At 51.6% G+C, this 13,552-nt stretch carries 11 protein-coding genes and 1 riboswitch; of the genes, 10 read left to right on the top strand and 1 reads right to left on the bottom strand.

Annotation, left to right across the window (positions count from 1 at the left end):
• Positions 1 to 17 precede the first annotated feature (17 nt).
• The 5 genes from ACZYR9_RS07795 to ACZYR9_RS07815 are packed head-to-tail and all read left to right on the top strand — an operon-like array spanning position 18 to position 5,794.
• Complete coding sequence (locus ACZYR9_RS07795) at positions 18 to 1,220, top strand: HEAT repeat domain-containing protein (protein WP_488977899.1); 1,203 nt, start codon at positions 18 to 20, stop codon at positions 1,218 to 1,220.
• Between the two features lie 30 nt (positions 1,221 to 1,250).
• Positions 1,251 to 2,672 carry a glycosyltransferase family 2 protein gene (locus ACZYR9_RS07800; protein ID WP_488977900.1) on the top strand — a complete coding sequence of 474 codons (1,422 nt, stop codon included), beginning with the start codon at positions 1,251 to 1,253 and terminating at the stop codon, positions 2,670 to 2,672.
• Positions 2,673 to 2,692: 20 nt separating this feature from the next.
• Positions 2,693 to 3,496, top strand: a complete 804-nt coding sequence (locus ACZYR9_RS07805; RefSeq protein WP_488977901.1) for a response regulator transcription factor — start codon at positions 2,693 to 2,695, stop codon at positions 3,494 to 3,496.
• Positions 3,497 to 3,528: 32 nt separating this feature from the next.
• Positions 3,529 to 4,890, top strand: a complete 1,362-nt coding sequence (locus ACZYR9_RS07810; protein ID WP_488977902.1) for a nucleotide sugar dehydrogenase — start codon at positions 3,529 to 3,531, stop codon at positions 4,888 to 4,890.
• 13 nt (positions 4,891 to 4,903) lie between these two features.
• The gene (locus tag ACZYR9_RS07815) at positions 4,904 to 5,794 is read left to right on the top strand and encodes a hypothetical protein (RefSeq protein WP_488977903.1); all 891 of its coding nucleotides are present in this window, start codon (positions 4,904 to 4,906) and stop codon (positions 5,792 to 5,794) included.
• A gap of 50 nt (positions 5,795 to 5,844) precedes the next feature.
• Here ACZYR9_RS07815 and ACZYR9_RS07820 read toward each other — a convergent pair whose 3' ends face one another.
• Positions 5,845 to 6,774 (bottom strand): hypothetical protein, encoded by a 930-nt coding sequence (locus tag ACZYR9_RS07820; protein WP_488977904.1) that lies wholly within the window; start codon positions 6,772 to 6,774, stop codon positions 5,845 to 5,847.
• A 120-nt stretch (positions 6,775 to 6,894) separates the two neighbouring features.
• Positions 6,895 to 6,987: riboswitch (cyclic di-GMP riboswitch) on the top strand.
• 47 nt (positions 6,988 to 7,034) lie between these two features.
• Here ACZYR9_RS07820 and ACZYR9_RS07825 point away from each other — a divergent pair.
• From ACZYR9_RS07825 to ACZYR9_RS07845, 5 genes are all read left to right on the top strand, one after another.
• A complete protein-coding gene (locus ACZYR9_RS07825; protein ID WP_488977905.1) occupies positions 7,035 to 7,910 on the top strand; it encodes a hypothetical protein in 876 nt (291 codons plus the stop codon).
• A 524-nt stretch (positions 7,911 to 8,434) separates the two neighbouring features.
• Positions 8,435 to 11,140 (top strand): UxaA family hydrolase, encoded by a 2,706-nt coding sequence (locus ACZYR9_RS07830; protein WP_488977906.1) that lies wholly within the window; start codon positions 8,435 to 8,437, stop codon positions 11,138 to 11,140.
• Positions 11,141 to 11,308 carry a hypothetical protein gene (locus tag ACZYR9_RS07835; protein ID WP_488977907.1) on the top strand — a complete coding sequence of 56 codons (168 nt, stop codon included), beginning with the start codon at positions 11,141 to 11,143 and terminating at the stop codon, positions 11,306 to 11,308.
• A 391-nt stretch (positions 11,309 to 11,699) separates the two neighbouring features.
• Complete coding sequence (locus ACZYR9_RS07840) at positions 11,700 to 12,869, top strand: sensor histidine kinase (protein WP_488978013.1); 1,170 nt, start codon at positions 11,700 to 11,702, stop codon at positions 12,867 to 12,869.
• 3 nt (positions 12,870 to 12,872) lie between these two features.
• Positions 12,873 to 13,532, top strand: a complete 660-nt coding sequence (locus tag ACZYR9_RS07845) for a response regulator (RefSeq protein ID WP_488977908.1) — start codon at positions 12,873 to 12,875, stop codon at positions 13,530 to 13,532.
• The last annotated feature ends 20 nt before the right edge of the window (positions 13,533 to 13,552 follow it).

Here is a 13,552-nt window from a genome sequence, read left to right on the forward strand (position 1 = left end):
AGAACGGAGGTAAAGCCATGTATTCGAATTTACAGGTCGCGCAGGCGTTCATCGTTGTGCTCGTCTGTCTCATTGCCGCCGGCCTGATCCTTCTTGCTGCGCTTAAGCTGCGGGCCAAACGGCAGCGGAAGCTGACAGGGAAGGTTCTGGCCAAACATGAGGACTGGTTAACGTATGTGCTCGCGAGTCTGGACGGTGCGGGGGAGCTGTATCCTCCTCCTGCCGGACTTTCCGCAGCGGAGCGGCTTGTTATCCAGAGCCGGCTGATTGGTTGGATCGACCAGCTGAAGGGAAGGCCGCAGGGGAAACTGATCAGGCTGTGCGAGGAGATGGGTCTCATCAACCGGCAATTGAAGCGGCTGCAGAGCCCGTTCGGTTGGGTCAAGCTTGACGCGGTTCACTATCTGGGCTGCATGCGTTCGGCACAGGCGGTACCGGCGATGCTGCGGTACCTTGGCTCCATGAAGCGTGGACCGCTGATGTTCATCGTGGCCAGAGCGGTGGCCAAATGCACGCGGAAGCCGGAAGAGCTGGTCGAGATGGCGAAACTGCTGCTGGTGCCGGGCAAAGATGCCTATCAGCTGATTGCGGATATCATTGCAGAATCTGAGTTTGGTTACAACGAGCTGGTGGAGCAGTTTCTGCAGAGCCACACGACAGAGCAAGTCAAGCTGGGCTTGGTTCTGCTGCAAAAGCACACCGATCCGGGCATGGCGGAGCTGCTCTATCAGCTGGTGGATACGGAAGACAAGGAGATTCGCGTGGAGGCGGCAAGATTGTTCCTCCGTGGCAGTGGAATGCTGTCCGATCACCGGATACGCCACCTGGTGAGCCACCGCGACTGGGAGATTCGGGCAGCGGCTGCCCAGGCAATGGGAACGCTCGGCATGAAAGGCAGCATCGGGCTGCTCACCGAATCACTCGCCGATCCGATCGCTCAGGTACGATATGCAGGCGCCAAAAGTCTCGCGATGCTTGGCCAAGAAGGGTTCAGCGCTTTGTGCAAGGCGGCGTCCGGCCCTAGTACCCAATGTGAGGCGGCAGTAGCCCAAAGCGTCATCCGGGAAGAATTGAGTCAGTACGATCCCAACGAGCAGGATATTAGACGCATGGGCTTCCGAATCATGCAGCGGTTCGTGTATGAGCGGTTTTTCGGTACAATCCCTGCAAACACAGAGCAAACATCATCTTCTGGCGGACAGGAAACCATCGCCGGGTGATGAGAGATATACCTAAAGGAGGTGAAGAAAATGAGGGACTTGCTTCTTATTTACGGAACGGCGATCACCTATTATGTCGTCGCGGTCAGCTTGATCTATTTTACAATCCTGTTTTTCTCTTACCGGGGAATCTATGCCATGACGAAAAGGGCCGCATATTCCCGGTTTCAAACCCTCTCGGGATCGGAGTTCGTTCCCCCGGTCTCTCTTCTGGTTCCGGCATACAACGAGGAAGTGACGATTATCGAAAGTGTGAAGTCCTTGCTGACGCTGAATTACCACACATATGAGGTCATTGTCGTGAATGACGGATCGAAGGACAATACGCTGCAGGTCATGATCGACGCGTTCGGCCTGTCCGTTATGGAGCATGAAGTGCGGTATGTGATCGACTCGAGCAAAATTAAGGCGATTTATCACAATCCGGCTTACCCCAACCTGTATCTCATCGACAAGAAGAATGGAGGTAAGGCGGATTCCCTGAATGCGGGCATCAACCTGTCGCATTACCCTCTTATTACTTCGATCGACGCGGATTCCCTTTTGGAGAAGGATTCCCTGATCCGGATGGCTCGCGTCTACATGGAAAATCCAAAAGAAACGATCGCCGTCGGCGGAAATGTGCGTGTCGTCAACGGAAGCAGGATCGAAGACGGTGTCGTCACGGATGTACGGCTGCCGGGCAAGCTATGGCCGATGTTCCAGACGATGGAGTACATCAAGGCGTTCCTTGGCGGCCGCATCGGCTGGAGCCATATCAACGGGCTGATCATCGTGTCCGGGGCGTTCGGGATGTTCAGCAAGGAGCACGTCATCAAAGTCGGCGGATACCGGGAAGGTTACCCTGGCGAAGACATGAACATCGTGATCAAGCTCCATCGGTATATGCTGGAGAACAACATTCCTTACAAGGTGGCTTACTGCCCGGATGCCGTATGTTGGACGCAGGCGCCGGATACGTACCGGATTCTCAGCAGCCAGCGAAGGCGATGGGGCAGGGGGAACCTCAAAAACATGAGCGAGAACTACGATATGGCATTCCGTCTGAAGTATAAAATGTTCGGGATGCTGACTATGCCCTACAATATTTTGTTTGAGACACTGAACCCCTACTTCAAGATTACCGGCTTTCTCGCGCTTGTAGGCTATGCCTGGATGGAAATGACCGGGTGGAAGGTACTGCTTATGTTCATGCTGATTAACTTCCTCACCGGATTTCTGCTCAGCATCGGCTCGCTCATTCTGGAGGAAATGGCGTTCCGTCGATACCCACGCATGCGGGATACGCTCAAAATGGTCGCATTTTCCGCCCTCATGTTTCTCGGGTATTACCAGATTGGGGTATTATGGCGGCTCCAGGGGCACATTGAATATATGCAAAAAAACAATTCTTGGGGCGTTATGACAAGACAGAGCTGGAATCAAGATGCGGCAAGCAAATCATCAACCTAAATCCCAGGAGGCGAGTGAACATGAGTATCATGCTAAAGGTACGAAAATTGAACGAGATGATGTACGAGTCGGTCGTGGAGCGATTCTGGTACGCCGAGGGTGCGGACTGGAAGGGCTGCGGCATCATCCTTGTCCGCTGCGGTCAGCCGTTTCAGGAAGCGGTGAAGGGCATTCAATCCATTATCGGTCCGGAAACAGGGGGAACGGCGGATATCAAAGCGGATCCGGACAAGGGGGTAATCGCTCTGCTGCTGTTTGACTCCGCCTTGAGCCATACCCATTACACGGCGCTGCGCATCAAGGAGCTTCTCTCCGGGATAGCACAGAGCCCATTCACCGTCATGCTGGCGAATGTGAAGCCAAGCGCCGAGCGTAACCCCGCCTTTTTTCAGGCCGTCACGGACGTGTTTGAACAGGTGCCGGCATCGCAGAACGTCGTCATTTTCCATGACCACTACCAATCCAATGAAACTCAATCCGTACTGCTGGTGGATGGCGATGAGGATGTACGCCGGTTCCTCCAGCTCCGTCTTCAGCTGAAGGGATACCGCGTGCTGGCTGCAAAGGACGGTAAGACGGGACTAAATCTATTTCGACAAGAAAGGCCGGATGTCGTTGTTACCGATCTCAACCTGTCGGGCATTGACGGATTTCACTTCCTTACCCGCATCAATGATGAGGATCCTGAAGCGAAAGTGATCGTGTTCACCGATAACCGGGTGGAGCAAGCGATCAGCAAATGTTTTGAGCTTGGCGTGGCGGATTACATCACCAAGCCATTTTCCCCAGTGGAGCTCGAAGCCAGAATCGAACGTCTGCTGTAATGTAAACCCATACTCAAGGAGGCTGAAGAAAAATGAATTCAAACTATGCGCATTTGTATGCTAACATCCAAAGCAAAAGTGCCGTGCTTGGCGTTATCGGGCTCGGTTATGTCGGGCTTCCGCTTGCCATCGAGATGGTAGAGAAGGGCTTTACCGTGTACGGTATTGACCTGGACACGAACAAGGTCGATCTGCTAAAGGATGGGGTCTCTTATATTAAGGATATTTCCCAAGATCGGCTCCAGGCTGTCGCTGCAACCGGGCGATTCCATCCCACTTCGGATTACCGGGTGGTGCAGGAGCTGGATGCCGTATCCATCTGTGTACCCACCCCGCTTAGCGCCAATCAGGATCCGGATACCTCATACATCATTTATGCCGTTGATCAGATTAAGACGCATATGAAACAAGGGCTTCTCATCGTTCTTGAGAGCACGACCTATCCGGGAACGACCGAGGAATTGATCGAACGGGAAATGCTGGGGATGGGACTTGTGGCCGGCCGGGACTACTTCCTCTGCTTTTCGCCGGAGCGTGTAGACCCTTCCAACGAAAAATACAACACTTTCAACACCCCTAAAGTACTCGGTGGTACAACGCCAGCCTGCATGGAATTGGGCAGCCTGCTGTACGGCAACATCGTGGATACGGTCGTCCCGGTCTCCTCGCCGAAAGTGGCCGAAATGTCCAAGCTGCTCGAGAACACGTTCCGGAGCGTAAACATCGCCTTTATCAATGAGATGGCTATGATGTGCGAACGGATGTCCATCGATATTTGGGAGGTGATCAAGGCAGCCAGCACGAAACCGTTCGGGTTCATGCCGTTCTATCCCGGGCCCGGAATCGGCGGTCACTGCATACCGCTGGATCCGATGTACCTATCCTGGAAGGCGAAGGGCTTCCGCTTCTACAGCAATTTTATAGAACTTGCCCAGTCGATCAATACCAACATGCCCTACTTCGTTACCAATAAGACAGCGCACATCCTTAATATCTACTCCAAATCGCTGCGGAAATCCAAAGTGCTCATTCTTGGCATGGCGTACAAGCCGAACGTGGACGATCTGCGCGAATCGCCGGGCCTCGAAGTCTATGAGCTGTTCCGGGAGGGCGGGGCGCTGGTGGATTACTTCGATCCTTTCGCCACCTCGTTTAGGGATAAGTCCGGCAGCAAGGTGACTTCGATCACTTACGATCTCGATAAGTTCCGTTCCTACGACTGCATGGTACTGATTACGAATCATGAGGCCGTCGCCTACGGGGAAATTGCCGACTTGGGTGTGCCGATTCTCGACACGCGCAATGCACTGAAGGCGTACGATCTGCCGCACATCTACAAAATCGGAGCGCCGGATGAACAACTCCTGCCGCTGGCCGAGGCCGTGTCAGGCTAAAGGGAGAAAGGCATTGAAAAGTCACCATGCCCGTTTGTTTCTGCTGTTAGTCGTGATTCTGAACGTTCTTTGCGCCATTCCCCGGCAAGCGAACGCGGAAGCTTTGACCGGTTCTCCTGCCCCGGTCAAAGCTACATGGATATGGTATACGGAAAAAATAAAAGATTCGGCTCTTTCCATTCTGGACACTTGCACGGCGAAAGGAATTAAGGTCGTTTTTCTGCAGATCAACCGGGATGTTAAAGTTTCCGATTACCGGAAATTTATTAAGGCGGCGGGTGAGCGGGGTATAGGAGTTCATGCTCTCGACGGAAAGCCGGAGTGGGGTTTTACTTCCTCGCGTCCCGCGATCGAAACGTTTTTGAATTGGGTGAAAACGTACCAGGCCGGTTCGGCGGTGGGCGAGAGGTTCACAGGAATACACATCGACGTCGAACCGTATGTCCTCCCCGGCTGGTTCGACAACACGGAGGAATTTATCCCGCAATGGCAGGATAACGTAAGATTTATGGTGAGGGAGGCTCATCGGATGCAGCTGCCGATTGGCGTCGATTTGCCGTTCTGGCTGCATAAATACACGGTACCGGAAAGCGGCGAATCCTTGAGCAGGTGGATGATCCGCAAGCACGATTCGGTCACCATTCTGGCATTCCGGGATTCCGCGTATGCGATTGGGTTCATGGCGTCCAAACTGCTGGAGCAGGCGGCCGACATCGGCATACCGGCGATGGTAGCAGTGGAGACTCTGCCCAGTAGGGAGGGGGGGTTCATTACCTTTTACGAGGAAGGCCGATCCTATATGAACGGGCAGCTTGAGCAGCTGGCATCGCTGCTCAGCCATCGTTACGCCTTCAGGGGTATTGCCGTTCACCAGTTCGAAGCCTGGGAAGCTCTGAAGCCTTAAGCGGCCCGTCGTACAGATCATAAAAGCAGCACACCAAAGGGCAGCGCCTGTTACAGGCGCTGCCCTTTGGTGTTCCATCGTTCCATGCGCAGCCATTCGGCCAGGTCATGCACGGCCAGACCGCCGAAGGCGTCCGAACGTCCGTATTCGGCCAGAACCCGCTTCTCGACCTCCTTGAAAGCAGCGATTCCTTCCTCGTGAAAGCTCAAATGGTTGGCTTCATCCGGAGCCAGATTAACGCCGACATACACCTGCTTGCCCAATTTCTTCGCAGCATCGATCTCGTGCTTCACGATATCGATCAGCCCGTTTTCTCCTTCGGCACGATCGCGGTACGACATAATGGCCAGGCTATCCGTCTGGCGGATCATCCATTCGTCCAAACGCACAGACGCGTCATCGGGACCCGGCACTTGATACTTGTTGAGCCAAAACGGTATATCGACGCCGGTCTCAAGTGAATGTTCTTTCGCCGACACCGTAAATTTCCGCATCATGTTCATCCATTGTTGAATGACTTTTTTGTCGTTCCTTTCCCATTCCGGGAGCAGATAGGGCTCCACATCAAGGTGAACGCCGGTGAACCTGGCCTCGGCAGGCACGGACGCATTGTAGGCAATCACGTTCTTCAAAAACCCGGTCATCTGGGGATGATGGCGGGTCAGTGCCCAATGACGCTCGCCCCCCAGTGCGTGAACATCAATCTGTGCCTCTGACGCTGACTGGATAAAGGTACGGTACCCCATTTTAGTCTCCTCGTCCTTTTGCGAATCGTTGAAATACAAGTACACGGTGCGGACATTCTGTTTTTGCAAAAACCGGACCAAAGACCCGTCATGATCGGCGTTCAGCTTCTGCAGATCCCATATCCACGTCACCCGTTCGCTGCGCTCATCGCTTCCGAACGGCCGCAGGAAAAGCACGGTGACGCCAAGGATGAAGACGGCCGCAGTGATGTAGAGCTTTTTCTTTTTTGTCATCCATCATCTACCTCTCCGTGGTGTTTTTACAATTGCTTAACAAAAACATGGGCCTCAGGACTCATGCCGAATAGGGTTGAACTATATATACTAAGCACTAGGTTTATTCCACTATTACCCATATCGTCAGTGTAAATCCGCCGAAGGGCGGGGACGCAAAGTCACGGGTCTGAGGCGTGGGAAGGTTCACACTACGTCAACCGGGCTGCCGATTCAAAGGACCTGATCCGGTATGCATCAAAGGAGAGCAATGATTCAACATGATGTTAAACCACTGTCGTCTGTCGCTTTTTCTCGCCATTCTTTTCCTGGGAGCCTTAGGATGGCACCCGTCGCCGGCCGGTGCGCAAGCTCCCGTCAAGTCGACCTGGCTCTGGCAGACCCCTCTGATCAAAACGTCCGCGACCGAAATTTTGAATTTCAGCACATCCAATGGTGTAAACACGATCTACCTGCAAGTGAACCGCGACGTCCACAGTTCCTATTACAAGAACTTCATTAAAGCGGCTAAAGCCCGGGGGATCGAAGTCCATGCTCTTGACGGTAAGCCGAGATGGGCGTTCGAGTCGGAACAGCCGAAAATCGCTGCGTTTCTGAGCTGGGTCAAGACCTACCAAGCCGGTGCTGCGCAGGACGAGAAGTTCAGCGGGATTCATCTCGATATTGAACCTTACTCGCTCTATGAGTGGAAGACAAATCAGGCGGCCATGATCCCGCAGTGGCAAAATAACATGCGTTATATCGTACAGGAAGCAGCGGACATGGGGCTTCCCGTTGGCGGGGATATCCCATTCTGGCTGTGCAGCTATAAAGTACCGGACGGCAGTGAAACCTTAAGCCGTTGGATGATGCGCCAATACGATTCGGTTACGATCATGGCTTATCGCGACACCGCCGAGAAAATCGCCGGAATTGCCTCGAAAGAGCTGGATGAGGCCGCCGATGCGGGCATTCCCGCCGTGATTGCGGTCGAGACGCTCAGCATCTCGGAAAGGGCGTTCATTACGTTCTATGAGGAGGGTACGGCATATATGAACCAGCAGCTTACGAAGCTGAACTCCCAGCTGCAGACGCATCCCGCCTTTGCCGGAATCGCCGTACACGATTATGCCGGATGGAAAGCGTTGAAGCCTTAATCGGCGATCATCGCCCATATGCTTACACGGTACCGGCGCCTTAGCTCCCCCCACCATGATAACATGTTAGGGTGGGTGCGGCCATGATTTACAGAATCTCAATCCTATCGCTGACCGTAGGTGCTATACGGGAAGGGCATGTCTTTGGCACCGCTCGTCTTAGACAGAAAACAAATCCACAACCGGCTGCGGTTGTGGATTTTTACGGTTTGCTCATTCGTACGGAAGCTGATCATAGCCTTGTTCCATCGACTGGTATGAAACGAACTTGGATTGGGCTCAACGTGCCGATCTCCTTTCGCTAAAAGTCGCATTAAGCAACACCCCTTGCACAGAAAAGACCAGCCAATTATTTCATTTTATGATACAATATGTACATGGAGATGCGCTGCTGCCCAGTTTCGTTTCAGCATTCTGTAATCGGTTTCAAACTTTCTTATGGCGGTCAGCGAGCTCTTCAAGGTTCTGTACGGCTGCGGATCATATTTAAATCAAGTAAATCTTAAATAAGGAGTTATTCATCTATGACCCAATCTTATCACTTTGACGAAGTTGGCAGACTCCCCTTGCCCGGTGATAATGTAGCTATTGCTATACGTCAACTGGACGCCGGCACCATCATTGACTATCAAGGTCAAACCTTGACCTTGGATTACACGGTCATGGAAGGCCATCGCTTTGCGGTGAAGGAGATTGCCCCCGGTGAAGACCTGCTTTCCTGGGAATTGCCCTTTGGTGTGGCTCTGCAGCCGATTCAGCCCGGCAATTATGTGATCAACAAAGGCGTATTGGAAGCGCTTAGCGTGCGCTCACTGGGATTTGCGCTGCCGGCGACGCCGAATTTTGCCGATGAGCTTCATCCTTTTGTTCTGGACGAGGCGAATTTTCAACCGGCCCCGGCACTGCCCGCATATCCGGACAAGCGCACCTTCCTGGGTTATCGGCGCAGCCAAGCGCGCGGCGTGGGTACCCGTAACACGATTGTCTTGTTGGGCACAACTTCACGCACGGGGAGCTATGTCAAGCAGCTCGCCGCTCGTTTGCAAGGCGAACTGAAGAACTATCCTCAAGCGGATGGGATTGTTCCTGTGGCGCATACGGAAGGGGATGCAGAACAACCGAATAACCTGGCATTATTGCTGCGCACGTTGGCCGGGTTTATCGTCAATCCGAACGTGGGTGCGGTCTTAATCGTAGATAACGGCATGGGATCCGTGACCAACCAGATGGTCGAAGCGTATATGCGCGAACACGATTATCCTTTAGATGATGTTTTGCATCGGTTCCTGTCCCTCAAAGGCGGCTTTCAAGATAATCTGACCTTAGGGGAAACCATTGTACGTGAATGGCTGCCGACGGTCAATGCGATAGAACGGACCCCTGAATCTATCAGCCATCTAAAGATTGGACTGCAATGCGGCGGGTCCGACGCCTTTTCCGGAATTTCCGCCAATCCGCTGCTGGGTTGGATTGCACAGGAATTGATACGCTACGGCGGCGCCGCCAATCTGGCGGAAACCGATGAATTGATTGGCGCCGAGCCCTATGTCCTGCAAAAGGTACGCGATGTTGAAACCGCTCGCAAATTCTTGAAGCTTGTCGAAGATTTCAAGGAGCGGACGTCTTGGCACGGCGCTACCGCGGAAGGAAACCCATCCGGCGGCAATAAATACCGCGGCCTTTATAACATTTATCTCAAGTCCATTGGGGCTGCCCGCAAGAAAGATCCGGCTACCCGCCTCGACTATGCGATTGACTATGGTGCACTCATGAAAGAGTCCGGGTTCTATTTTATGGATAGCCCGGGTAATGACCTCGAGAGCATTGCCGGTCAGGTGGCTTCCGGCTGCAACCTGATTTACTTTACGACAGGCAACGGCTCGATCACCAACTTCCCGTTTGTGCCGACGGTCAAGGTGGTGACAACGACGCGCCGCTTCCAATTGCTGGCCAACGATATGGATATCAACGCCGGTCAGTACCTGGATGGCATATCCATGGATGAATTGGGCAAGCAAGCCTTTGAATATTCGATACAAATTGCCTCCGGTCAGCGCAGTGTCGGGGAGAAGGCCGGCCATTCACAGGTGCAGATCTGGCGCAACTGGCGGCAAACCGATGCGAGCCGGCTGGATGCACTGCTCAATGCACCTCTGCCGACGGGAGAGCCTATTGCGATTCAAACCGATGCAGCCGCTCAGACGAATCCCATCCGCTTCACCTTAACACGTCACCAAAACCATCGAGCCAGTGATCAGATCGGACTCATCCTGCCAACAAGTCTTTGTGCCGGTCAGGTGGCGAATATGATTGCGCAGCGGCTGAACAAACAGGGGATTGGTCCATCCGGAAACCTTTCGCGCTTTGTGGCCTTGGCTCACACGGAGGGCTGCGGCAATTCGGCCGGCCAGCCGGAGCAGCTGTATGCCCGCACCATGATTGGCTATGTTGCCCATCCGCTGGTTAAGCATTGTCTGCTGCTGGAGCATGGCTGTGAGAAAACCCACAATGACTTTATGCGTCACCAGATGGAGGAGATGGGGGTTGATCCCAGCCGACTCGGCTTTGCCAGCATTCAGCTCGACGGCGGGATCGATAAGGTAACGCGGAAGGTGGAAGCGTGGTTTGCCGATCAATTATCCGCAGCTGGGCCAGCCGTGAAGGAAACGGTCGGGCTGGAAGCATTACGCATCGGGATTTTAAGTGGTGGTCCCGTTACAGACGCGGCCGGTGAACAGCTGGCGATGTTGACGAAGATGATTGTCGGCGCAGGCGGTACGGTAGTGGTCCCTGAGAACAGCGGGCTGCTTTCAACTCCTGCTTACAGCGGCAATGTATTGACGACATCCCATGTCCCGCCGTCATTGGCCTATGGGGAGCATGCCCGTCAAACAGGATTCCACATCATGGAAACCCCCACCGAGCATTGGGTGGAGACCGTTACCGGCATAGCGGCCACGGGTGTAGAGTTAATGATAGCGCTGGTTAATCATCAGCCGATGCAGACGCATCCGTTCGTGCCAATGCTGCAAATGGCATCCGAGCCGACGATGCAGCAAATGTATGACAATGATTTGGACCTGTTACTAACAGGGAATCCCGCCGCTTGGACCAACCAGATTCTAGAGAGAAGCAAGCAAATCCTGGAGCACAGCTATACTCCGCGTCTGTATCAGCAAGGTAACGTTGATTTTCAATTAACGCGAGGGTTATTGGGTGTGTCATTGTAAATGGAAGGTAAAGCTGAGGCTCACTATGGCTTAGAGGAACGTCGGCAGACACTGAAAAAGCCTCAGGATCAGGACCCGGGTCAACACCCCATTTTGGAAAAAAAGGCAAGCTGCAAGCTGGCGCTGGTATTCAACCGCGTCAGCTTTTTTAGTTTTCTTTGCGAGTAATGCCTCCCCAGAATCCGTGGGTGTAGTTTTTTGCTTGCTATTTACCATCGTCTTACCGTAAATTTTATATACCATTTAAGCGGCATCGCAACTAACCTTAAATAGACTGGTAAATATTGGGCGGTGGCTGACCTTTTGATATGAAAAATTGTATAATATAATCAAAATACATCCACTAGAGGAAAATTATAAATTCATATACAGATCACACGTTTATTCGACTGAATATTTTAGCTAAGCAAGCGGGAGTGATCATTCATTTTGAATTCAGTATTAGTTGAATGGTGGAAATTCAATAATCATTTACACATGCCTATCTCGAAAAGGTGATTGTAGGATTATGGATATTATAAAGGATTTTTTGCTCCAATTCGCGTTTATAGCCGCTGTAATGTTCATCTTCCAAATATTTTTTGCTGAGAGATCTGAGAGAAGTCATCACAGACAGATTATCGTATGCGTATTAGCGGGGCTATCGATCCTACTATGTATGTCCTTTCCTGCTTATATTACTTCCAATATCCATTTGGACATTAGAATCGTTCCATTACTGTTAGGGACGTTACATGGCGGTTGGCAAACAGGCGTATTCCTATCCGTACTTATCATCCTCTACCGACTTTATCTTGGGCCCGATTTGGGATTTTATACTACAGCTCTTACCCTTTTAATTAGCATGCCGGTTATCGTATTCTTTCAAAAGCTCTTCATCAAAGCAACAAAGAGAAAGAAGATACAAATGGCGCTTATGCTTTCCATCTACTATTGTCTTGTTGGACTGACAACAGTATCAATGATTAGGGGGTTTTCTTTTAAGGTTTTTCAGGTGCAGATCATTCATATCACGATGACTATAGTGGCTGTGTTATTCTTCACTTCTTTAAACGAAAAAATAAAGGAAATGATCAGAAGGAATCAGCAGCTGCAATCCGAAGCCAAGGATGCGGAAATCGCCTTTTTGCGTTCCCAAATCAACCCTCATTTCCTGTACAACGCCCTGAACTCCATTGCCGCACTGTGCATCGACGAGCCTCAGAAGGCAGAGGAGTTGACTCTGGATCTTTCGCGGTATTTGAGAAGCGGCTTTGACTTCAAACAACTGGATTTCCTGACAACCCTGGAAAATGAATTGGAATTGGTAAAAGCGTATATCAACATCGAAAAAGCGCGTTTTGGCGCGAGATTGTGTGTGGAGTACGATGTAAATGCGGATCCGGATATCCAGATCCCCCCGCTGATTCTGCAGCCCTTGGTTGAGAATGCTATAAGACACGGCCTGATGTCCAATTTACGGGGGGGAACCGTAAAAATATCCGTAAAAGAGGGAGCAGACTCCGTAATCCGCTTTGCCGTGGAGGACGATGGATGCGGTATGAGCGAATTAAAACGTGAGGAAATACTGAAGCCGGATGTGAATAAGAAAGGCATAGGGCTGTCGAACATCAGTCAACGCATTCAGCTTCTCTACGGAAAAGACATTCATATTGAAAGTGCAGAAGGAATAGGCACAAAGGTTTTCTTTGACATTCCCGCACGACCGTTCAAGCGGATTGGAGGCTGAAGCATGCTCAAAGCCATTATCGTGGATGATGAAGAGTTAGCGGTGAAGCGTTTAAAGAAGCTGCTGTCTGAGAGCGGAGAAATCGAAATATGCGGAGAGTTTCTAAATCCGTTGGATGCTTATGAATATGTGAAGGCGAATCCGGTACATATTGCATTTCTCGATATTTCCATGCCGAATATTGACGGTATGAGCCTTTCCAGCCTATTGCTTGATCTCGATGCTTCCATAGACGTGATTTTTGTAACCGGATATGACGATTATGCGGTTCAAGCCTTCGATATGAGCGCGCTGGATTATTTGATGAAGCCGGTAACCGCCCAGCGAATGTCAAAAACGTTGGATAAAATCAGAAAAAAACATAGAGTCGAGGGTGCCGAGCCCTCAAAGGTTAAGCCGCGGGAGCAAGATGAAGTTCCATACAAGGCAGGGAGTCCCGAAACGCCGGTAGAGGAACCATCTCCTAAAGTCATGCTAACAGAGCAGGAAGCTAGGATTCTACGATTGATCACCGATGGATTATCCAATAAGGAAATCGCCTATCATCTGAACATCAAGGCTGAAACGGTAAAGTCGCATATTAAAAATGTCTACAGAAAGCTCAATGTAAGCAATCGGGTGCAGGCGCTGCAGCGTGCCAAGGAATTAAGGATATTTGAATGAAAATGGGCCTCAAATTTCTT

It is taken from the genome of Paenibacillus sp. F024, from assembly GCF_057814255.1.

Coding starts and splice junctions, on each gene's coding strand:
- ACZYR9_RS07795 (WP_488977899.1), top strand. CDS start 18: ATGTATTCGAATTTACAGGTCGCGCAGGCGTTCATCGTTGTGCTCGTC.
- ACZYR9_RS07800 (WP_488977900.1), top strand. CDS start 1,251: ATGAGGGACTTGCTTCTTATTTACGGAACGGCGATCACCTATTATGTC.
- ACZYR9_RS07805 (WP_488977901.1), top strand. CDS start 2,693: ATGAGTATCATGCTAAAGGTACGAAAATTGAACGAGATGATGTACGAG.
- ACZYR9_RS07810 (WP_488977902.1), top strand. CDS start 3,529: ATGAATTCAAACTATGCGCATTTGTATGCTAACATCCAAAGCAAAAGT.
- ACZYR9_RS07820 (WP_488977904.1), bottom strand. CDS start 6,774: ATGACAAAAAAGAAAAAGCTCTACATCACTGCGGCCGTCTTCATCCTT.
- ACZYR9_RS07825 (WP_488977905.1), top strand. CDS start 7,035: ATGATGTTAAACCACTGTCGTCTGTCGCTTTTTCTCGCCATTCTTTTC.
- ACZYR9_RS07830 (WP_488977906.1), top strand. CDS start 8,435: ATGACCCAATCTTATCACTTTGACGAAGTTGGCAGACTCCCCTTGCCC.
- ACZYR9_RS07835 (WP_488977907.1), top strand. CDS start 11,141: ATGGAAGGTAAAGCTGAGGCTCACTATGGCTTAGAGGAACGTCGGCAG.
- ACZYR9_RS07840 (WP_488978013.1), top strand. CDS start 11,700: ATGTTCATCTTCCAAATATTTTTTGCTGAGAGATCTGAGAGAAGTCAT.
- ACZYR9_RS07845 (WP_488977908.1), top strand. CDS start 12,873: ATGCTCAAAGCCATTATCGTGGATGATGAAGAGTTAGCGGTGAAGCGT.